Raw genomic sequence first — 18,585 nt, 5'->3', positions numbered from 1 at the left:
CCTATCGCGCCGCGGCCTGGGCTGCGTGCAAGGTGCGATAACGGCCGTCCGGGCGGGCCAGCAGTTCGGCATGACTTCCCTGTTCGACGATGCGGCCGTTCTCCACCACCAGAATGCGATCGGCATTGGCGATGGTGGCGAGGCGGTGGGCGATGACCAGCGTGGTGCGGCCTTCCGAGAGATCGGCCAGCGACTGCTGGATCGCCCGCTCGGTCTCGGTGTCCAGCGCCGAGGTCGCCTCGTCCAGGATCAGGATCGGCGGGTTCTTCAGGAAGATGCGGGCAATGGCGAGGCGCTGCTTCTGGCCGCCCGACAGCTTTACGCCGCGCTCGCCGATGATCGTGTCAAGCCCGGCTGGCAGCGCGGCGATCACCTGGTCGAGCCGGGCCCGGCGTGCCGCCTCGACGATTTCGGCCTCGCTGGCCCCCAGCCGTCCGTAGGCGATGTTCTCGCGGATGGTGCCGGCGAACAGGAACACGTCCTGCTGCACGATGCCTATATGGGAGCGCAGCGACCTCAGCGTCATGTCGCGGATGTCGACGCCGTCGACCAGGATCGCCCCGGCCTCGACCTCGTAAAAGCGCGGCAGCAGCGAGCAGATCGTCGTCTTGCCGGCCCCCGAGGAGCCGACGAAGGCAATCGTCTCGCCGGCCTCGACCTTGAGGCTGAGGTCTTCGAACACCGGCCGGCCGGCGCCGTAGCCGAAGCGCACATGGCGGTACTCGATGTCGCCCTTCAAGCCGCTGGCCTCGATGGCGCCGGGGCGGTCGGCAATGTCGGGCCTTGTGTCGAGGAAGCGGGTGTAGTGCTGGAATCCGGCGATGCCCTTCGGATACATCTCGATCACCGAATTGATCAGTTGCAGCGGCTGGAAAAACACATTGACCAGCAGCAGGAAACCGACGAAGCCGCCGGGGGTGAGCTCGCCGCGCAGCACGAACCAGGCGCCCACCAGCATCACCACCACCTGCACGAAGCGCATGGACAGGTAGGACAGCGACATCGAGGCTGCCATGACCTTGTAGGCCTCCAGCTTGGTGGTGAAATAGTTGCGATTGTTCTCGGCGAACAGCCGCCGCTCATGGTCCTCGTTGGCGAAGGCCTGCACCACGCGGATGCCGCCGACATTCTCCTCGATGCGGGCGTTGAATTCGGCCACGCGCCCGTAGATCGCCCGCCAGGTGCGGGTCATGCGGCCGCCGTAATACATGGTGATGAAGGCCGAGGCCGGCAGGATGATGGCGGTGATCAGCGCCAGCGGCACATGCACCCACAGCATCAGCAGGAAGGCGCCGATCAGCGTCATGATGGCGATGAACACGTCCTCCGGGCCATGGTGGGCGACCTCGCCGATCTCCTCCAGATCCTTGGTCAGGCGGGCCACCAGATGGCCGGTCTTGACGTTGTCGAAGAAGCCGAAGGACAGCTTCTGCAGATGATCGAAGGCCTTGCGGCGCATCTCGGTCTCGATGCGGATGCCGAGCATGTGGCCCCAATAGGTGACGATGACGTGCAGGCCGGCGCTGACCGCATAGACGAGGAGGAGGCCCAGCGCCGCCAGCGCGATCAGGCCGAGGTTGCCGGTCGGCAACAGCTTGTCGATGAACAGCGTCACCGCCATCGGAAAGGCGAGCTCCAGCAGGCCGGCCGCCACCGCGCTGCCGAAATCCAGCGCAAACAGCCGCCGGTGCGGCCGGTAATAGGCGGCAAAGCGCCTGAGCAGGTCGCGCTTGCCGGGCGACTGGTCGGCAGTCCGCAGTGCCATATCGGTCATCGCCGCATCCATCCTCGCGCTGGCGTTGATTGAGCCGGGTCTCGCCCGATCCGCATCGCACCCATGGCGACGGGATGGCGGTGCCTGTCGATTTTTCCTCTGCCGCCGGCCTTTTCGCACCTACCCAGCAGGGCGAAGCCGCGGCTTCCCGGGAAGCCATCCCCGAGTCGAGGCTGCGCACTATCGTCCGCCGCACATGCTTCTTCAAGCTGCTTTGAAAAATTTCGCAAAATACCCCTTGAACCTCTAGCCGCTAGAGAAACTACAACCACCGGACTGGAAGAAGGACTTGCATCATGACCCAGCCCGGAACTGCAGGCGTCAGCAAGGCGGAAGCATTCGTCTTCCGCGTCGAAGGCATGGATTGCGCCAGTTGCGCCGGCACCATCACCACCGCGCTCGGCCACCTGCCCGGCGTGTCCGAGGTTAGCGTCTCGGTGACGCGCGAGACCATGGCGCTGTCGCTCGACGCCGCGCAAACGCCCGTCGACGCCATCGAGAAGGCGGTGCGCAAGCTGGGGTTCGTCCCCACCCTGCTGGATGCGAAGGCAAAGGCCGGCCGGTCAGCCCCTGCGCACGATCACGATCATGGTCACAACCACCGCGACCATGACCATGGCCACGCCTGCCGCCACGATCACGGCCATGAGGCGCCAGCAGCTCCGGCCAAGGCCCAAAAGCCCTGGTGGCAGAGCGTGAAGTCCCGCCATGCGGCCATCGGGCTGGTGCTGATCGCGCTGTCCTTCGCGGCCGAATTCTTCTGGCCGCGAAGCAGCCGCTACGTGTTCTCCTTCACGACGCTGGTCCTCGTCGCGCCGATTGCGCGGCGTGCGCTGGCGGCGGCGCGCATGGGCGCGCCCTTCACCATCCAGATGCTGATGAGCGTCGCCGCCATCGGCGCGCTGATCATCGGCGCGGTCGAGGAGGCGGCCGTGGTGGTGCTGCTGTTCCTGGTCGGCGAGGTGCTGGAAGGGCTGGCGGCGGCAAGGGCCCGCTCGGGCATCAAGGCGCTGGGCTCCCTCATTCCGCGCACCGCCATGGTCGAGGAAGGCGGCAGCCTGCGCGAGGTGCCGACCGACCAGCTGGCCGTCGGCCAGACTGTGGTGTGCCGGCCGGGCGACCGCATTCCCGCCGACGGCACCGTCGTGGCCGGCATGTCGAGCGTCGATGAATCGCCGATGACCGGCGAGAGCGTGCCGGTCGCCAAGCAGGAGGGCAGCGCGGTCTTCGCCGGCTCGATCAACCATGACGGCTCGCTGCGCATCCGCGTCGAGCGCGCCGCCTCCGACAACACCATCGCCCGCATCATCGCGCTGGTCGAGGACGCGCAGGAGGCGAAGGCCCCGACCGAGCGCTTCATCGACCGCTTCTCGCGCGTCTACATGCCGGTTATCGTGGCGCTGTCGGTGCTGGTGGCGGTGGTGCCGCCTCTGGCGGGCTTCGGCAGCTGGGACGAATGGATCTATCGCGGGCTCGCCCTGCTGCTCATCGGCTGCCCCTGCGCGCTGGTCATCTCGGTTCCGGCCGCCATCGCCTCCGGCCTTTCGGCCGGCGCCCGGCAGGGCATGCTGATCAAGGGCGGCGCGGTGATCGAGACGCTGGCCGGCGCGCAGACCGTCGCCTTCGACAAGACCGGCACGCTGACGCTCGGCAAGCCGAAGGTCACCGACGTGGTGGCCGCCGACGGCGACGCGGCGCGGCTCATCGCCATCGCGGCCGCGGTGGAGCGCGAATCAAGCCACCCGCTGGCCACGGCAATCGTCGACCATGCGGCGGAAAGCGCCGCGCCTGCCCTTGCCGGCGGGGACATCCGCGCGATCGCCGGCCGGGGCATGGAAGGGCGCGTCGGCGGTCAGGCCATCTTCATCGGCGCGCCGCGCTTTGCCGGCGAGGCCGGAACCGTCTCCGACGACCTGATCCGTTCCGCAACCGCGCTGGAAAGCGACGGCAAGACGGTGGCGGTGGTGATCGCCGACGGCAACGCCATCGGCCTTGTCGCCATGCGCGACGAGCCGCGCCCCGACGCGGCCGAGGGGATCGGCCGGCTGCGGCAGCTCGGCGTCGACAGCGTGATGCTCACCGGCGACAACGCCCGCACCGGCACCGCCATCGCCAGACAACTCGGCATGCAGGTGCGCGCCGAATTGCTGCCGCAGGACAAGGTCGGCGAAATCCGCAAGCTCGCCGCCGGCCGTCAGGTGGTGATGATCGGCGACGGCATCAACGACGCCCCGGCGCTCGCCGCCGCCAGTGTCGGGGTCGCCATCGGCTCGGGCACCGACGTTGCGATGGAGACCGCGGACGCCGCCCTGATGGGCAGCCGCATCAACGATGTGGCCGGCATGATCCGGCTGGCGCGCGCCACCATGCGCAACATCCGCCAGAACGTCGCCATCGCCCTCGGCCTCAAGGCGGTGTTCCTCATCACCACCGTCACCGGCCTCTCCGGCCTGTGGATCGCGGTGCTGGCCGACACCGGCGCCACCGTGCTGGTGACCCTGAACGCCATGCGCCTGCTGGCCTTCCGGCCCGGCAGGCCATGACGGATGACGGCCACGATGAGGATTTGTCAGGAGAAAAGGCGCCGATGCGTTTTTCATGAAACCCTCGCGAGCATTACGCGTTAACCTTCTCCGATCCGGCGCGGCCGCGCCCGCTTGAAAGAGGGGTTTTCTCGCAATGTTTCCGATCAGGTCCTTAGCCGTCGCCCTGTCGCTCGGCCTTTCCGCCGTTTCCGCAAGCGCGCAGGTGGTGGTGTCGTCGAAGATCGACACCGAGGGCGGCGTGCTGGGCAACATCATCCAGCTCGTGCTGAACGCCAACGACATCCAGACCAGCGACCGCATCCAGCTTGGCGGCACGCCCGTGGTGCGCAAGGCGATCCTGGCCGGCGAGATCGACATCTATCCCGAATATACCGGCAATGCCGCCTTCTTCTTCGAGAAAGCGGACGAGCCGCTGTGGAAGGACCCCAAGCAGGCCTACGAGGAAGCCAGGAAGCTCGACTACGACGCCAACAAGATCGTGTGGCTGAGCCCCTCGCCCGCCAACAACACCTGGGCGATCGCACTGCGCAAGGACGTCGCCGAGGCGAACAACCTCGCCACCCTGTCGGACTTCGGCAAATATGTCACCGATGGCGGCAAGGTGGTGCTCGCCGCCTCGGCCGAGTTCGTCAATTCCGCCGCCGCCCTGCCCGCTTTCCAGACCACCTACGGCTTCAAGCTCAACCCTGACCAGCTCATCACCCTGTCGGGCGGCGACACGGCCGCGACGATCGCGGCGGCCGCCAACCAGACCAACGGCACCAATGCGGCGATGGTCTACGGCACCGACGGCGGCATCGCGCCCTCCGGGCTCGTCGTGCTGGAAGACGACAAGCATGTGCAGCCGGTCTACCAGCCGGCCCCGGTGATCCGCGAAGAGGTGCTGAAGCAGAACCCGCAGATCGAGGAACTGCTGAAGCCGGTGTTCGAGAAGCTCGACCTCGTGACGCTTCAGGACCTCAACGGCCGCGTGCAGGTCGGCGGCGAGCCGGTCAAAGCCGTGGCCGAGGACTTCCTGAAGAAGAACGGCTTCCTGAAATAGTCCCCGGATAGTCTTTCGGGGGCGAGGCGACAGACGGCGTGGTGGGCATCCGGTTCGACAAGCTTGGCGTGGTGATCGCCGCGATTGCGTTTTACGCCTGCCTGGCGGCGCCCTTCGCCACGTTCCGCGCCAACCGCATCGTGCCGGGCGAGGCGCGCTCGCTGCTGGAGGCGCTGCCGCCCATCGCCGGCGGGGCGCTGGCGGCGGTCATCGTCATCGCCGCGCTGATCGCCCTTTTGCGCACGCCGCTCCTGCTTCGCCTTGGGGCGAGCCTCGTTGCGCTCATAGCCATTGCGGTTCTGATCGGCGTGGCAGGCAGCTTCCTCACGCCGGAGGACAACAACTATGCCCGCGTCTCGCCAGCCCACGGGTTCTGGCTGCTCCTCTTCGCCTTCATGCTGCTGCTGGCCGATGTGCTGACGCGGCTGGCCCTGTCGCCATGGGCGCGCATCCTTGCGCTGCTGGCGGCCGCCGCCCTGCTTGGCCTGCTGCTGGCGTCCGGGAGCTGGGACAGCCTGTCGATCCTCAAGGAATACGCCAACCGCGCCGACAGCTTCTGGACCGAGGGCGGCAAGCATCTCACCCTCGCCCTCGGCTCGCTGGCGGCGGCGGCCATCGTGGGCCTGCCGCTCGGCATCCTGTGCCACCGCGTGGCGCCGCTGCGGGCAAGCGTGCTCAATGTGCTCAACATCATCCAGACGATCCCGTCCATCGCCCTGTTCGGCCTGCTGATCGCGCCGCTCGGTTGGATTGCAGCCAATGTGCCGGGCGCGACGGCGCTGGGCATTCGCGGTATCGGCACGGCACCCGCTTTCCTGGCGCTGTTCCTCTATTCACTGCTGCCGGTGGTGGCCAACACGGTGGTGGGGCTCGCCGGCGTTCCGCGCACGGCCAACGAAGCGGCGCGCGGCATGGGCATGACCGGACGCCAGCGGCTGTTTCGCGTGGAATTGCCGCTCGCCGTCCCGGTGATCCTCACCGGCATCCGCATCGTCCTGGTGCAGAACATCGGCCTCGCCACCATTGCCGCGCTGATCGGCGGCGGCGGCTTCGGCGTGTTCGTCTTCCAAGGCATCGGCCAGACGGCGATGGACCTGGTGCTGCTGGGCGCGCTGCCCACCGTGATGCTGGCCTTCGCCGCCGCCATCGTGCTCGATGCCGTGGTGGAACTCACCTGCGTCCAGAAAAACGGAGGCCCGTCGTGATCGAGATCGAAGGCATCACCAAGCGCTATGGCGACACCGCCGTGGTCGACGACGTGTCGATGGCGATCGAACCGCACAGCATCGCCGTCATCGTCGGCACGTCGGGCTCGGGCAAGACCACGCTGCTGCGCATGATCAACCGGCTGGTCGAACCGACCTCCGGCGCGATCCGGCTCGACGGCACCGACAACCGCACGGTGCCGGGCTACGAACTGCGCCGCTCCATCGGCTACGTCATCCAGGGGCACGGCCTGTTCCCGCACCGCACCGTGGCCGAGAACATCGCCACCGTGCCCGTGCTGCTCGGCTGGGACGCAGGCCGCATCGCGACGCGCGTCGAGGAACTGATGAGCCTGTTCCAGCTCGATCCGGCCGAATTCGCCCACCGCTATCCGCATGAGCTGTCCGGCGGCCAGCAGCAGCGCGTCGGCGTCGCCCGCGCGCTTGCGGCCGGGCCGAACGTGCTTTTGATGGACGAGCCGTTCGGCGCGCTCGACCCCATCATCCGCACCAAGGCGCAGGAGGACCTTCTGGCGATCCAGAAGCGGCTCGGCACCACCATCGTGCTGGTCACCCACGACATGGAGGAGGCCGTGCACATGGGCGACCGGATCGCGGTGATGGATGCCGGCAGGCTGCTGCAGTACGACACGCCGGAGCGCATCCTTGCCCGCCCCGCCAGCGATTTCGTCGAGACACTGGTCGGCGCCAGCGAAAAGCCGTTCCGGCTGTTGTCGCTCGGCCGAGTCGGCGAGGCGGTGGAACAGGGCGTTGCCGAAGGCGAGCCCATCCCCGCCGAGGCCAGCCAGCGCGATGCGCTGGCCGAACTCCTGTGGTCGGGCCGGCCGGCCCTGCCGGTGCGCGGCGCCGACGGAAGGCTGATCGGAAAGGTGACGGTGGACGGCCTGGTGCGGCTGGCGGCGCGGCCCGCATGAGGAAACTGGCATGAAGTGGCTGCCCACCCTTGCCCGGCTGGCGCTGCTGGCCTTTCTGGTCGCCTTCATAACCAACCCCGGCTGGTTCGAGCCGCTGCTGAAGCCGCTGACCGAGAACAACGCCCCGGCGATCTACAATCAGGGCAACCTCTTGACGCTGACGCTCCTGCACCTGCGCACGGTGGCCATCGCCACGCTTGGCGCAATCGTCGTGGCGGTGGGGCTCGCCATACTGGTCACGCGGCCGTTCGGGACGGAGTTCCTGCCGCTGTCGCGCAGCCTGGTCAATATCGGCCAGACCTTCCCGCCGGTCGCGGTGCTGGCGCTGGCCGTCCCGGCGGTCGGCTTCGGGGAAAAACCCACATTGATCGCGCTGTTCCTCTACGGGCTCCTGCCGATCTTCGAGAATGCGCTGACCGGGCTCACCACCTTGCCCGCCCATGTCGTGGAGGCGGCGCGCGGCGCCGGCATGACGCCCGCCCAACGGCTGCTCAGGGTCGAGCTGCCGCTCAGCCTGCCGGTCATCCTCGCCGGCATCCGCCTGTCGGTGGTCATCAGCCTAGCCACGGCGACCATCGGCTCCACCGTCGCCGCCCGGACGCTGGGCGAAGTCATCATCGCCGGGCTGCTTTCCAACAACCTCGCCTTCGTGCTGCAAGGCGGGCTGATCGTGGCGGCCATAGCCGTGCTGATCTATGACGGGCTCTCGGCGCTCGAGCGCCTTGCCGCACGGCGCATGGGCCGCTGACGGCCGGAATCGCGCAAGCCTTGGTCTTGAAGTGCCGGAATTGCCCTGGGCTCCGGCGGGTGGTATCAGCCGGCACGGGGCCGGAAGGCGCGCCTGAGGAGGCAGGATCAAGCATGGGGTCAGGGTCATTGTCTCGTGGGTCGAGCTTTCTGCTGCTTGCGGCCCTTGCCTTTTGCGGACCGCTTGCCGCCCATGCCCAAAACCTGCCGGTGGCGGTGCAGAAGGTCGGCTATGAAGACTATGCCCAGCCGCTCGAACTGTCGGGCGACATCCACGCCCGCCTCAATGTCGATCTCTCCTTCCGGGTCAGCGGCCAGATCGTGGAACGCAGCGCCGATGTCGGCACGCATGTCGAGCCGGGCGACCTGCTGGCGCGGCTGGACGATGCCGAGCAGCAGACCAACCTGCGCGCCGCGCAGGCCTCGCGCGACGCGGCCAAAGCGTTGCTGGTCGAGGCGGAGGCCGCCTACCAGCGCCAGCGGCAGTTGCTGGACCAGGGCTTCACCACGAGAAGCCGGTTCGATCAGGCCGAGCAGCAATGGCTGACGACGAAGAACACGCTGACCAGCGCCGAGAGCGCGCTGGAAAACGCCCGCGACGAGCTTTCCTATACCGAGCTGCGCGCGCCCTCGGCCGGCATCGTCACCGCCCGCAACGTCGAGGCCGGACAGGTGGTGCAGGCTGCGCAGGCGGCCTTCTCCCTGGCCGTGGACGGCGGGCGCGATGCCGTCTTCGACGTGCAGGAAACGCTGGTGAACCATGGCCCGCCAGGCACCGCCGTCACCCTCACTTTGCTGTCGGACCCCGCTGTCACCGCGCAGGGACGGATCCGCGAGGTTTCCCCGGTGGTCGATGCGCGCACCGGCACCGTCCGGGTGAAGGTGGAGATCATCGACCCGCCGCCGCAGATGGCGCTCGGCGCCGTGGTGACGGGCACCGTCCACCTGCCGCAGCAGAAGGTGGCGGTGCTGCCGTGGAGCGCGCTCACTTCCGACAGGGGCCGCCCGGCGGTGTGGAGCATCGCCCCCGACACGGGCGTCGTCAGTCTCGTCCCGGTCGAGGTGCTTGCCTATGAGCGCGAGCGTCTGATCCTGCGCGCCGGGCTGGAGGAAGGCGCCACCGTTGTGGTCAAGGGCGGGCACATGCTGCATCCCGGGCAGGTGGCCGACATCGTGAACGCCGACGCCGGCACGAGCAAGGGGCAATGAGCATGATGCGATCCTTGCGCCTGCTGGCCGCCGCTGGGCCGTTCCTGCTGATCGCGGGCTGCGGCGAGGCCGAGGAACCGAGGCCGGAGCCCCTGCCACGCCCGGTGATCTACACGGTGGTCGAGCCCCATGCGATCGCCGAGGCCGGCTTCACCGGCACCGTCGAGCCCCGCTACAGCACGGGGCTTGCCTTCCGCGTGCTCGGCCGGCTGACCAGCCGCCCGGTGAATGTCGGCGACCTCGTGAAAAAGGGCGACACCGTCGCCACCATCGACCCCTCGGCGCTCGATCTTGCCGTGCAGTCGGCCAGGGCGGACCTTGCGAGCGCCGAAGCGCAGTTCGCCAGCGCCTCGGCCAGCGAGGAGCGCCAGCGCGCGCTGCTCGCCTCCAACAGCGTCTCGCAGGCGGTCTACGACGCGGCCCGCCAGGCCCGCGACAGCGCCGCCGCCGGGCTGGAGAAGGCCCGTGCCGGCCTCAACAGGGCCGAGGACCAGCGCGGCTATGCCCAGCTTCGCCCGGATTTCGACGGCGTCGTCTCGGCGGTCCATGCCGAGGTCGGCGAGACGGTGGCGGCCGGCCAGCCGGTGCTGACCGTGGCCCGCCCCGACATCCGCGAGGTGGTGGTCGACGTGCCGGACCGTCTCGACGGGCTCCTGACACCCGGCGCCGGGTTCGAGGTGCAGTTGCAGGCCGATCCCTCCGTGACCGGCAGGGGCACGGTGCGCGAGGTGGCGCCGCAGGCCGACCCGCAGACGCGGCTGCGCCGCCTGCGCATCGCCCTCGACGATCCGGCGCCCGGCTTCCGGCTCGGCGCCACCGTGCGCGTGGCGCACCGCAGCGCGGGCACCCCGCCGGTGGTGCTGCCGGCCAGCGCCCTGCTCGATATGGAAGGGGCCACCTCGGTGTGGCTGGTCGATCCGCAAAGCCTTGTGGTGAAGAGCAGGCCGGTCAAGGTCGTGCAGAGGCTGGACGACGGGTTCGTGACCGAGGACGTGCCGGTCGGCAGCTATGTGGTGAGCGCCGGCGTGCATGAATTGGCCGAAGGCCAGAAGGTGCGGCTCGAGGGCGAGGGAAAGCACAATTGAAGGGCTTCAATCTTTCCGACTGGGCTTTGAACCACCGTTCCCTGGTCTGGTACTTCATGGCGGTGTTCCTGATCGCCGGCGTCGCTTCCTATGTGAAGCTCGGCCGCGAGGAGGACCCGCATTTCACCATCAAGACCATGGTCGTGCAGGCCAACTGGCCCGGCGCCTCGGTCGAGGAAACGCTCAACCAGGTCACCGACCGCATCGAGAAGAAGCTCGAGGAGCTGGACGGGCTGGACTTCACCCGATCCGTCACCACCGCCGGCCAGTCGGTCGTGTTCGTCAACCTCAAGTCGACCGTGAAGGCGCGGGACGTCGAGCCGAGCTGGGTGCGGGTGCGCAACATGCTGGAGGACATCCGCTCCTCGCTGCCCGAGGGCGTCCACGGTCCCTTCTTCAACGACCGCTTCGGGGACGTGTTCGGCAATATCTACGCCTTCACTTCCGACGGGCTGTCGATGCGGCAGTTGCGCGACCATGTCGAGGACGTGCGCTCGCGCATCCTCACCCTCCCCAATGCCGGCAAGGTGGAACTGATCGGCGCGCAGGACGAGGCGATCTATCTGGAATTCTCCACGCGGCAGGTGGCGGCGCTCGGCCTCGACCAGCAGGCGATCCTGGAAAGCCTGCAGGCGCAGAACGCCATCACCCCTTCCGGCGTCGTGCAGGCCGGCCCGGAACGCATCAGCGTGCAGGTGAGCGGCCAGTTCACTTCGGAAGAGGACCTGCGCGCGGTGAACCTGCGCGTCAACGACCGCTTCTTCCGCCTCTCCGACGTCGCCACCATCACCCGCGGCTATGCCGATCCGCCGAAGTCCCTGTTCAGGGTCAACGGCGAGCCGGCCATCGGGCTCGCCATCGGCATGAAGCCGAACGGCAATCTGCTGGAGTTCGGCGAGGCGCTGGAAGCCTTGATGCAGAAGACCCTGAACGACCTGCCGGTCGGCATCGGCGTCACCAAGGTGGCCGACCAGCCCGAGGTCGTCGATCACGCGGTGTCCGGCTTCACCAGGGCGCTGTTCGAGGCGGTGGTCATCGTGCTGGCGGTGAGCTTCGTCAGCCTCGGCGTGCGCGCCGGTCTGGTGGTGTCGCTGTCCATTCCGCTGGTGCTGGCCATCACCTTCCTCACCATGTCCTTAATGGGCATCTCGTTGCAGCGCGTGTCGCTGGGTGCGCTCATCATCGCGCTCGGCCTGTTGGTCGACGACGCCATGATCGCGGTGGAGATGATGGTGGCGCGGCTGGAAAAGGGCGACCCGCTGAACAAGGCGGCGACCTATGTCTATTCCCACACAGCCTTCCCGATGCTGACCGGAACGCTGGTGACCATCGCCGGCTTCATCCCCATCGGGCTCAATTCCAGCCAGGCCGGCGAATATACCTACACGCTGTTCGTGGTCATCGGTGTATCGCTGCTGGTGTCGTGGATCGTGGCGGTGCTGTTCGCCCCGCTGCTCGGCGTGACATTGCTGCCCGCGACCATGAAGCACACGAGCGAGGAGCCCGGCCCGGTGATGCGCGCCTTCGGACGCGCCCTGCTCGCCGCCATGCGGCACCGCTGGGTCACGATCGTCACCACCGTCGTCCTGTTCGCGGTCGCACTCTACGGCATGACCTTCGTCGAGCGCCAGTTCTTCCCCGAATCCGACCGGCCCGAACTGGTGATCGACTGGCGGCTGCCGGAAAACAGCTCCATCGCCGAAACCCGCGCCCAGATGGTGCGCTTCGAGGAAGCGGTGCTGGAGGGCAATCCCGACATCGACCACTGGAGCAGCTATATCGGCCAGGGCGCTGTGCGCTTCGTGCTGGCCTTCGACGTGCAGCTTTCCAACCCCTATTACGGGCAGATGGTGATCGTCGCCAACGACATCGAGGCGCGCGACAGGCTGCGCCAGCAGTTCAACGAGGTGCTGCGGCGCGACTTCGTCGGCACCGACGTCTTCGTCAAATATCTGGAACTGGGCCCGCCGGTCGGCCGCCCCATCCAGTATCGCGTGTCGGGACCGGACATCCAGACGCTGCGCGGCCACGCCCAGCAGCTCGCCGGCATCCTCGACGCCGACGAGCGCCTTGGCGTGGTGGCCTATGACTGGAACGAGCCCGGCCGCGTGGTGCGCGTCGACGTGCTGCAGGACAAGGCGCGCAAGCTCGGCATCTCGTCCAAGGACATCGCCACCACCCTGAACGGCGTGGTCGGCGGCATCGCCATCACCCAGGTGCGCGACGCCACCTATCTGGTCAATGTCGTGGTGCGGGCGCGCGAGGCCGAGCGCAACTCCATCGAGACGCTGCAAAATCTCCAGATCGCCACCGGGACGGGCAGCTCCGTGCCGCTGGCGGCCATCGCCGACTTCCGCTACGAGCTGGAACAGCCCGTGGTGTGGCGGCGCGGACGCATCCCCACCATCACCGTCTCGGCCGGCATCAACGACAAGACCATGGCCGACACCATCGTCACCGACCTGTCGCCCCGGATCGACGAATTCGCCGCCGGCCTGCCGGCCGGCTATCACGTCGCGACCGCCGGCACGGTGGAGGAAAGCGCCAAGAGCCAGGGGCCGATCGCCGCGGTCGTGCCGCTGATGCTGTTCGTGATGGCGACCATATTGATGCTGCAGTTGCAGAGCTTCCAGAGCCTGTTTCTGGTGGTGGCGGTGGCACCGCTCGGCATCATCGGTGTGTCGGTCGCCATGCTGCTCAGCAACAAGCCGCTCGGCTTCGTGGCCATATTGGGCGTGCTGGCGCTGATCGGCATCCTGATCCGCAACTCGGTGATCCTGATCGTGCAGGTCGAGGACCATATCCGCGAAGGCCAGCATCCGTGGGATGCGGTGGTGGAGGCGTCCACCCACCGCATGCGCCCCATCGCGCTGACGGCCGCAGCCGCCAGCCTGGCGCTGATCCCGATCTCGCGCGAGGTATTCTGGGGGCCCATGGCCTTCGCCATGATGGGCGGCATCATCGCCGGCACGGCGATCACCCTGCTGTTCCTGCCCGCGCTCTACATCGCATGGCACCGGGTGAAGGAGCCGGCGCGGGAGGAGCCAGTGCGGGAGAAGACAGCGGAAGCCTGACGGCGCGCGTGAGGCGGAGCTATTCCTCCCCCTCGCCTTCACCGCCGCCGGTGGCCAGCGCCATCGGGATTTCGCCGGCCAGCAGCTTGTGCTTGGAAAGCAGGCCGGCATCTTCCAGCGCCTCGAAATCGGGCAGGTCGCGCAGCGTGTCGAGCCCGAAATGCGAGAGGAAGGTCTTGGTCGTCACATAAGTGTAGGGTGCGCCGGGCGTCGGGCTGCGCGGTCCCGAGGCGATGAAATCCTGCCCCCGCAGCACGGCGATCAGGTCGCGGCTGATCTCCTTGGCGAAGAAGGACGACAGTTCGGCGCGGGTGATGGGCTGGAAATAGGCGATGGTCATCAGCACCAGCGCCTCGGTCTGCGACAGGGGCCGGCTGGCCTTGTCCATCTTCTGACCCGAGGCGACGCGGATCGCTTCGGCAAAGGCCGGGCGGGTGCGGTGCTGGAAGCCGCCGGCCACCTTCACCAGTTCGTAAGGCCTGCCGCGCAGGTCCTCCCGGATATCGTCGATGATGAGGTCGATGTTGCAGTTGCGGCCGACCACCTTGGCCAGAACCTCGCGCGGCACCGGATCGGACGAGGCGAAAATGACGGCCTCGACGCGACCCATCCATTCGCGCCAGCGCAGTTCGGGCGGCAGGTGCTCAAGCTCGGTGTCGAGCAGCGGCGGCTGGTCGGCCGGGCGCGTCCTGTCGTCGTCGTGCTCTATCTGGTCCGCGGCCATGGTCACAGCCCGTAGATCCTGAATCCGGGACGGCCGGTCAGTTCGCGCACCGCCTCGAACTGCTCCAACCGCGCGAACAACCGGCGCGAGGCAAAGCGCGACAGCTTGCGGGTGGCCAGCGTGCCGGCCACCGCATCGTCGCCAAGCAGCAGGTCGAGCGCATCCGGCGCGCCCTTGGCCCTGAGCTTCGGCGCCACCTCCAGCAGGCGTGCCGTGCGGCGGGCGAGAACCCCGGCCTCGCGCAAGGCGGAGGCCGTGGCTTCGACATAGGCCCGGCACAGCGCCTGCTCGAATGCGGGATCGGCCGGCCTGATGCGCTTCGAACGCTCGCCTTCGGCGCGGAACACGGGATCGAAGGCCAGCGCCATGGCCAGCGGCACCGCGTGCTGCCAGCCGAGACTGCGCGCCAGAACCAGATCGACCAGCCACCAGCACAGCAGTTCGGCGCGCGGTTCCAGCGCCATCACCCGGCCGGCGGCCGAGGCGGCGGCAGTCGGCGCAGGCAGGCCGGACGTCGCCGCCTGTTCGACGGCGCCCGCCAGAGCCTCCCAGTCCATGTCGCCCGGCAGGCCCATCAGTTCGGCAAGGCCGGCCAGCGCTTCGGCATCGACATGCGGCCGCTGCACGGCAAGCCTGCGCCAGGCGCCGAAAAGATTGCCGCCCGGCCCAGGATCGGACCCTCTCGGGCACAGATACCAGGCATCGCGCAGGGCCGCTTGCGTCTCGGTGCGGCCGGCCATGCGGCAGGCGCGCTCGGCGCATTCGAGCGCCAGCCGCTGGCGCCACGCGCCGGCCCAGATCGGCTCGGCGCGCACGAGGCTGTCGAGCGCATGGAGGGCCGCGCCGGCGGCGAAGGCGGCGGAACAGGGATCGGCAACGTCACGGCGCGCGGAAACCCAGCCCGGCAGGCGCGGGACGGCCTCCGGCATGGCAAGGACCGGATCGAAATTGCGCAGCGAATCGGCAAGCGGCTTCATGGCGCGAGCTTAGCCGCACTGTGCGGATGATCACAGATTATGTGCTTCGATCCGCACAATTAATGTGCAGGGACAGCTCCGCTGGGTCAGAAGCTGTTGCGCTCGTGATAGGTGCGCAAGAACGCCTGGATGCGCGGGTCCTCGGGCTGGTGCAGGATGCGGTTCGGCGCATCGACGCCGACCAGCTCGCCCTTTTCCATGAACGCCACCTGATCGGCGACATGGGCGGCGAAGCCCATCTCATGGGTGACGACGACCATGGTGATGCCCTCGGAAGCCAGCGCCTTCATGACGTTCAGCACCTCGCCGACCAGTTCGGGGTCGAGCGCCGAGGTCGGCTCGTCGAACAGCATCAGGCGCGGTTCCATGGCGATGGCGCGGGCGATCGCCACGCGCTGCTGCTGGCCGCCCGACAGGCGCGAGGGGTGGTTCGCCATCTTGTCGGCCAGCCCGACCTTCTTCAGCGCGTCGGCGGCGCGGGCCTCGGCCTCGGCCTTCTTCATGCCGCGCACGCGGATCAGGCCCTCGGCCACGTTCTGCAGCGCGGTCATGTGCGGCCACAGGTTGAACTGCTGGAACACCATGCCGATGGAGCGGCGCATGTCGCGCAGCTTGCGCCCGGCCATCTTGCGCCCGCCCGGCGCCTCGTAGCCGATCAGCTTGCCGTCGATCCGCACCTCGCCGGAATCATATTCCTCGAGGAAGTTGATGCAGCGCAGCAGGGTCGACTTGCCCGAGCCGGAAGGGCCGATCAGGCATGTGACCTTGCCCGGCGGGATGGAGAGGTCGACATCCTTCAGTGCCTGGAACTTGGCGTAGTATTTGTTGACCTTTTGGATTTCGACGGATGACGCGGCGAGCATCTTACGTCCTTTCGATGAGATAACCGGTGATGCGCTTTTCCAGCCGGCGGCCGAAGCGCGAGATGGTTTCGACCAGCGCCCAGAAGAACAGCGCCAGAACGAGGTTCGCCTCCAGATAGCGGAAGGTCTCGGTGGACATGCGCTGCACCTGATACATCAGCTCGGGCACGGTGATGATCGACAGGATCACCGTTTCCTTGGTGAGGATGATCGAGAAGTTGACGAGCGCCGGCAGCGCCGAAACCAGGCCGAGCGGCAGCAGGATGCGGCGCACGATGGCCGGCTCGGACATGCCGATGGCGCGGGCGGCCTCGATCTGGCCATGGGGAACGGCGCCGAAGCCCGAGCGGAAGATTTCCGCGAAATAGGGGCTGCCGTAGATGGTCAGGCCGAGAATGCCGGCCGGCAGCGCGTCAAGCCGAAGCCCGATCAGCGGGCCGCCATAGTAGAGCACGAAAAGCTGCACCAGAAAGGGGGTGCCGCGGATGACCTCGATATAGGCCTGCACCAGCCAGCCGACGGGGCGCGGCGCATAGCGCTGCACAAGCGCGATGACCAGCCCCAGCACCATGCCGAGGATGGTGCCCAGCAGCCAGCACAGGATGGTGAGGCCGAAGCCGCGCAGCAGCATGGGCCCGTATTGTTGCAGGATGCCCCATTCCATCAGACAGCCATCCTGTGTTCGAGGTAACGACCGAAAGCCGCCAGGCACAGATTGATGATGAGGTAGATACAGGCTGCGGCGAGATAGACTTCAAGCGGCCGGAAGGTGGTCGCGGCCTGCGCCTGGCTGGCGCGGGTCAGCTCCAGGATGCCGACGACCGAAACCAGCGAGGATGCCTTGACCAGCAGGATCAGCTCATTGATCAGCGCCGGCAGCGACAGCGTGACCGCCTGCGGCAGCACGATCCGGCCCCAGATATCGCGGGGCGACATGCCGATGGCAGTCGCGGCCTCGGTCTGCCCCTTGGGCAGGGCGTTGATGGCGCCGCGCCAGATTTCCGAAATATAGGCGCTGGCGCAGATGCCGACCGTGACCACGGCCGCGAACATCGCCGGGACGTCGATGCCGATGACAGGCAGCAGATAGTAGAACAGCAGGAGCTGGACGAGCAGCGGAACACCGCGCAGGAAGGAGACCCACAGGCCCGCGATCCGGCGCAGCCAGGCCACGGGCGAGAGTGCGGCGGCACAGACCAGCGCGCCGATGACGAGCCCAAGGCTGATGCCCAGCACGGAGATCAGCAGCGTGTAGCGTGCCGCCCAGAAGAGCGGCCCGAAACTGTCGAGAAAGGTCGGGATCGAGAACATCGCGCCTCCGCTTGTCCTCCCGGCGATCCGGGAAAGGCGCGGGCGGGATTACCCCGCCCGCGGCACAGGATTACTTGGCCGGCACTTCGCGCGGCAGCTCGGTGTAGGAGCCCAGCCACTTCTCCTGGATGGCCTTGACGCGGCCGTCGTCGGTCATCTTCAGCATGGCGTCGTTGATGGCCTTGGCGAAGCTCTCGGTGTCGGCTTCCTTGCGCAGAACCCAGGCGAAATAGGTCGGCTGGCCGAAGGAGGCCGGCTCGAACAGGGCGAAGGTCTCGCCGCGGTTCTTCACCAGATAGGTCAGGTTCGGGAGCGAGCCGGCAACGGCGTCGAGACGGCCGGCGGCAAGGTCGGCATAGGCTTCGTCGGTGGTGCCGTACTCCTTGACGTTCACGCCGCCCAGCTCCTTGCCGTAGGCCTCGAGCTGGCGGAACTGCGCGGTGCCCTGCTGGACGCCCACGGTCTTGCCCTTGATGTCCTCGGGCTTCTTCAGCTCGGTGTTGTTGGCGGCGCGCACCAGCGAGACGGTGGCGTCGGCGATCGGCAGGGTGAAGGTGTAGCGCTCGAGGCGCTCCGGCGTGATGGTGACCGGGGCGATGACGATGTCGAACTTCTTGACCTCGAGGCCCGGCAGTTCGGCGGTCCACGGAATGTCCTGATAGACCGGCTCGACGCCGATTTCCTTGGCGACCTCGTCGAACAGGTCCTTGGTCATGCCCTGGTAGACGCCGTCGATGAGCATGTCGAACGGAGCGTAGTGCATGTCGGTGGCGGTGACGATCTTGCCCGCGGCCTTAATGTCATCGAGCTGGTCGGCGCTGGCGGGAGCCGCGAGGGCCATCAGCGCGATGCCGGCGAGAGCCGACTTCAGAAATCCGGAAAGTTTCATTTCGTTCTCCTTGCTGGACAGGTTCATGTCGTGAATTCACGGGCTTGAGCGGAATGGCCGCGTTTTGCGGACGCCGGACCGATGCTTGCCTTCTGGTGCCGTCACCGGCCGGTTGCCATTGCGCTCATGTCCGTGAGTCCGGGACCTCGTTATTGTTCATTTTTCAACGCGCCACCAGTGACCGCGGCGCGAAGCCTACCAAAG

At 67.7% G+C, this 18,585-nt stretch carries 15 protein-coding genes; 8 read left to right on the top strand and 7 right to left on the bottom strand.

Going from position 1 to position 18,585, the window contains the following annotated elements:
- Nucleotide 1 precedes the first annotated feature (1 nt).
- Nucleotides 2–1,774 (bottom strand): ABC transporter ATP-binding protein, encoded by a 1,773-nt coding sequence (locus ABID37_RS11995; protein ID WP_354194960.1) that lies wholly within the window; start codon nt 1,772–1,774, stop codon nt 2–4.
- Nucleotides 1,775–2,070: 296 nt separating this feature from the next.
- Between ABID37_RS11995 and ABID37_RS11990 the strand changes: the two genes are divergently transcribed.
- The 8 genes from ABID37_RS11990 to ABID37_RS11955 all read left to right on the top strand — a co-directional run bounded on the left by ABID37_RS11990 (nt 2,071) and on the right by ABID37_RS11955 (nt 13,617).
- Nucleotides 2,071–4,317: a heavy metal translocating P-type ATPase gene (locus tag ABID37_RS11990; RefSeq protein WP_354194958.1), complete on the top strand. Its 2,247-nt coding sequence runs from the start codon at nt 2,071–2,073 to the stop codon at nt 4,315–4,317.
- 136 nt (nt 4,318–4,453) lie between these two features.
- A complete protein-coding gene (osmF, locus tag ABID37_RS11985; protein ID WP_354194956.1) occupies nt 4,454–5,362 on the top strand; it encodes a glycine betaine ABC transporter substrate-binding protein OsmF in 909 nt (302 codons plus the stop codon).
- Between the two features lie 41 nt (nt 5,363–5,403).
- Complete coding sequence (locus tag ABID37_RS11980) at nt 5,404–6,567, top strand: ABC transporter permease (RefSeq protein ID WP_354195181.1); 1,164 nt, start codon at nt 5,404–5,406, stop codon at nt 6,565–6,567.
- Nucleotides 6,564–7,502 (top strand): ABC transporter ATP-binding protein, encoded by a 939-nt coding sequence (locus tag ABID37_RS11975; protein WP_354194954.1) that lies wholly within the window; start codon nt 6,564–6,566, stop codon nt 7,500–7,502. Before ABID37_RS11980 ends, ABID37_RS11975 begins: the two co-directional genes overlap by 4 nt.
- Before the next feature lie 10 nt (nt 7,503–7,512).
- Nucleotides 7,513–8,250 (top strand): ABC transporter permease, encoded by a 738-nt coding sequence (locus tag ABID37_RS11970; RefSeq protein ID WP_354194952.1) that lies wholly within the window; start codon nt 7,513–7,515, stop codon nt 8,248–8,250.
- Between the two features lie 113 nt (nt 8,251–8,363).
- The gene (locus ABID37_RS11965) at nt 8,364–9,458 is read left to right on the top strand and encodes an efflux RND transporter periplasmic adaptor subunit (protein WP_354194950.1); all 1,095 of its coding nucleotides are present in this window, start codon (nt 8,364–8,366) and stop codon (nt 9,456–9,458) included.
- 2 nt (nt 9,459–9,460) lie between these two features.
- The gene (locus ABID37_RS11960) at nt 9,461–10,543 is read left to right on the top strand and encodes an efflux RND transporter periplasmic adaptor subunit (protein ID WP_354194948.1); all 1,083 of its coding nucleotides are present in this window, start codon (nt 9,461–9,463) and stop codon (nt 10,541–10,543) included.
- A 56-nt stretch (nt 10,544–10,599) separates the two neighbouring features.
- Nucleotides 10,600–13,617 carry an efflux RND transporter permease subunit gene (locus tag ABID37_RS11955; protein WP_354195179.1) on the top strand — a complete coding sequence of 1,006 codons (3,018 nt, stop codon included), beginning with the start codon at nt 10,600–10,602 and terminating at the stop codon, nt 13,615–13,617.
- Between the two features lie 19 nt (nt 13,618–13,636).
- Here the strand turns inward: ABID37_RS11955 and scpB are convergent, their stop codons facing one another.
- From scpB to ABID37_RS11925, 6 genes are all read right to left on the bottom strand, one after another.
- Nucleotides 13,637–14,341: an SMC-Scp complex subunit ScpB gene (gene scpB / locus ABID37_RS11950; RefSeq protein ID WP_354195177.1), complete on the bottom strand. Its 705-nt coding sequence runs from the start codon at nt 14,339–14,341 to the stop codon at nt 13,637–13,639.
- Between the two features lie 2 nt (nt 14,342–14,343).
- Nucleotides 14,344–15,318 (bottom strand): DUF1403 family protein, encoded by a 975-nt coding sequence (locus ABID37_RS11945; RefSeq protein WP_354194946.1) that lies wholly within the window; start codon nt 15,316–15,318, stop codon nt 14,344–14,346.
- An 86-nt stretch (nt 15,319–15,404) separates the two neighbouring features.
- Nucleotides 15,405–16,181 carry an amino acid ABC transporter ATP-binding protein gene (locus ABID37_RS11940; RefSeq protein ID WP_354194944.1) on the bottom strand — a complete coding sequence of 259 codons (777 nt, stop codon included), beginning with the start codon at nt 16,179–16,181 and terminating at the stop codon, nt 15,405–15,407.
- Nucleotide 16,182: 1 nt separating this feature from the next.
- Nucleotides 16,183–16,845, bottom strand: coding sequence for an amino acid ABC transporter permease (locus ABID37_RS11935; RefSeq protein WP_354194942.1), 663 nt, complete (start codon nt 16,843–16,845; stop codon nt 16,183–16,185).
- On the bottom strand, nt 16,845–17,492 hold the full coding sequence (locus ABID37_RS11930; protein ID WP_354194940.1) for an amino acid ABC transporter permease: 648 nt from the start codon (nt 17,490–17,492) through the stop codon (nt 16,845–16,847). The genes ABID37_RS11935 and ABID37_RS11930 overlap by 1 nt, the downstream gene beginning before the upstream one ends.
- Before the next feature lie 70 nt (nt 17,493–17,562).
- Nucleotides 17,563–18,381, bottom strand: coding sequence for a transporter substrate-binding domain-containing protein (locus ABID37_RS11925; RefSeq protein WP_354194938.1), 819 nt, complete (start codon nt 18,379–18,381; stop codon nt 17,563–17,565).
- Nucleotides 18,382–18,585 lie beyond the last annotated feature (204 nt).

Source organism: Aquamicrobium terrae, assembly GCF_040545735.1.
Lineage (GTDB): Bacteria > Pseudomonadota > Alphaproteobacteria > Rhizobiales > Rhizobiaceae > Mesorhizobium > Mesorhizobium terrae_A.
Note: the sequence above shows the minus strand (reverse complement) of the source record. Positions and strands in the feature narration are given on the sequence as shown.

Coding starts and splice junctions, on each gene's coding strand:
- ABID37_RS11935 (WP_354194942.1), bottom strand. CDS start 16,845: ATGGAATGGGGCATCCTGCAACAATACGGGCCCATGCTGCTGCGCGGC.
- ABID37_RS11970 (WP_354194952.1), top strand. CDS start 7,513: ATGAAGTGGCTGCCCACCCTTGCCCGGCTGGCGCTGCTGGCCTTTCTG.
- osmF (WP_354194956.1), top strand. CDS start 4,454: ATGTTTCCGATCAGGTCCTTAGCCGTCGCCCTGTCGCTCGGCCTTTCC.
- ABID37_RS11940 (WP_354194944.1), bottom strand. CDS start 16,181: ATGCTCGCCGCGTCATCCGTCGAAATCCAAAAGGTCAACAAATACTAC.
- ABID37_RS11995 (WP_354194960.1), bottom strand. CDS start 1,774: ATGACCGATATGGCACTGCGGACTGCCGACCAGTCGCCCGGCAAGCGC.
- ABID37_RS11960 (WP_354194948.1), top strand. CDS start 9,461: ATGATGCGATCCTTGCGCCTGCTGGCCGCCGCTGGGCCGTTCCTGCTG.
- scpB (WP_354195177.1), bottom strand. CDS start 14,341: ATGGCCGCGGACCAGATAGAGCACGACGACGACAGGACGCGCCCGGCC.
- ABID37_RS11930 (WP_354194940.1), bottom strand. CDS start 17,492: ATGTTCTCGATCCCGACCTTTCTCGACAGTTTCGGGCCGCTCTTCTGG.
- ABID37_RS11965 (WP_354194950.1), top strand. CDS start 8,364: ATGGGGTCAGGGTCATTGTCTCGTGGGTCGAGCTTTCTGCTGCTTGCG.
- ABID37_RS11945 (WP_354194946.1), bottom strand. CDS start 15,318: ATGAAGCCGCTTGCCGATTCGCTGCGCAATTTCGATCCGGTCCTTGCC.
- ABID37_RS11990 (WP_354194958.1), top strand. CDS start 2,071: ATGACCCAGCCCGGAACTGCAGGCGTCAGCAAGGCGGAAGCATTCGTC.
- ABID37_RS11925 (WP_354194938.1), bottom strand. CDS start 18,381: ATGAAACTTTCCGGATTTCTGAAGTCGGCTCTCGCCGGCATCGCGCTG.
- ABID37_RS11955 (WP_354195179.1), top strand. CDS start 10,600: ATGGCGGTGTTCCTGATCGCCGGCGTCGCTTCCTATGTGAAGCTCGGC.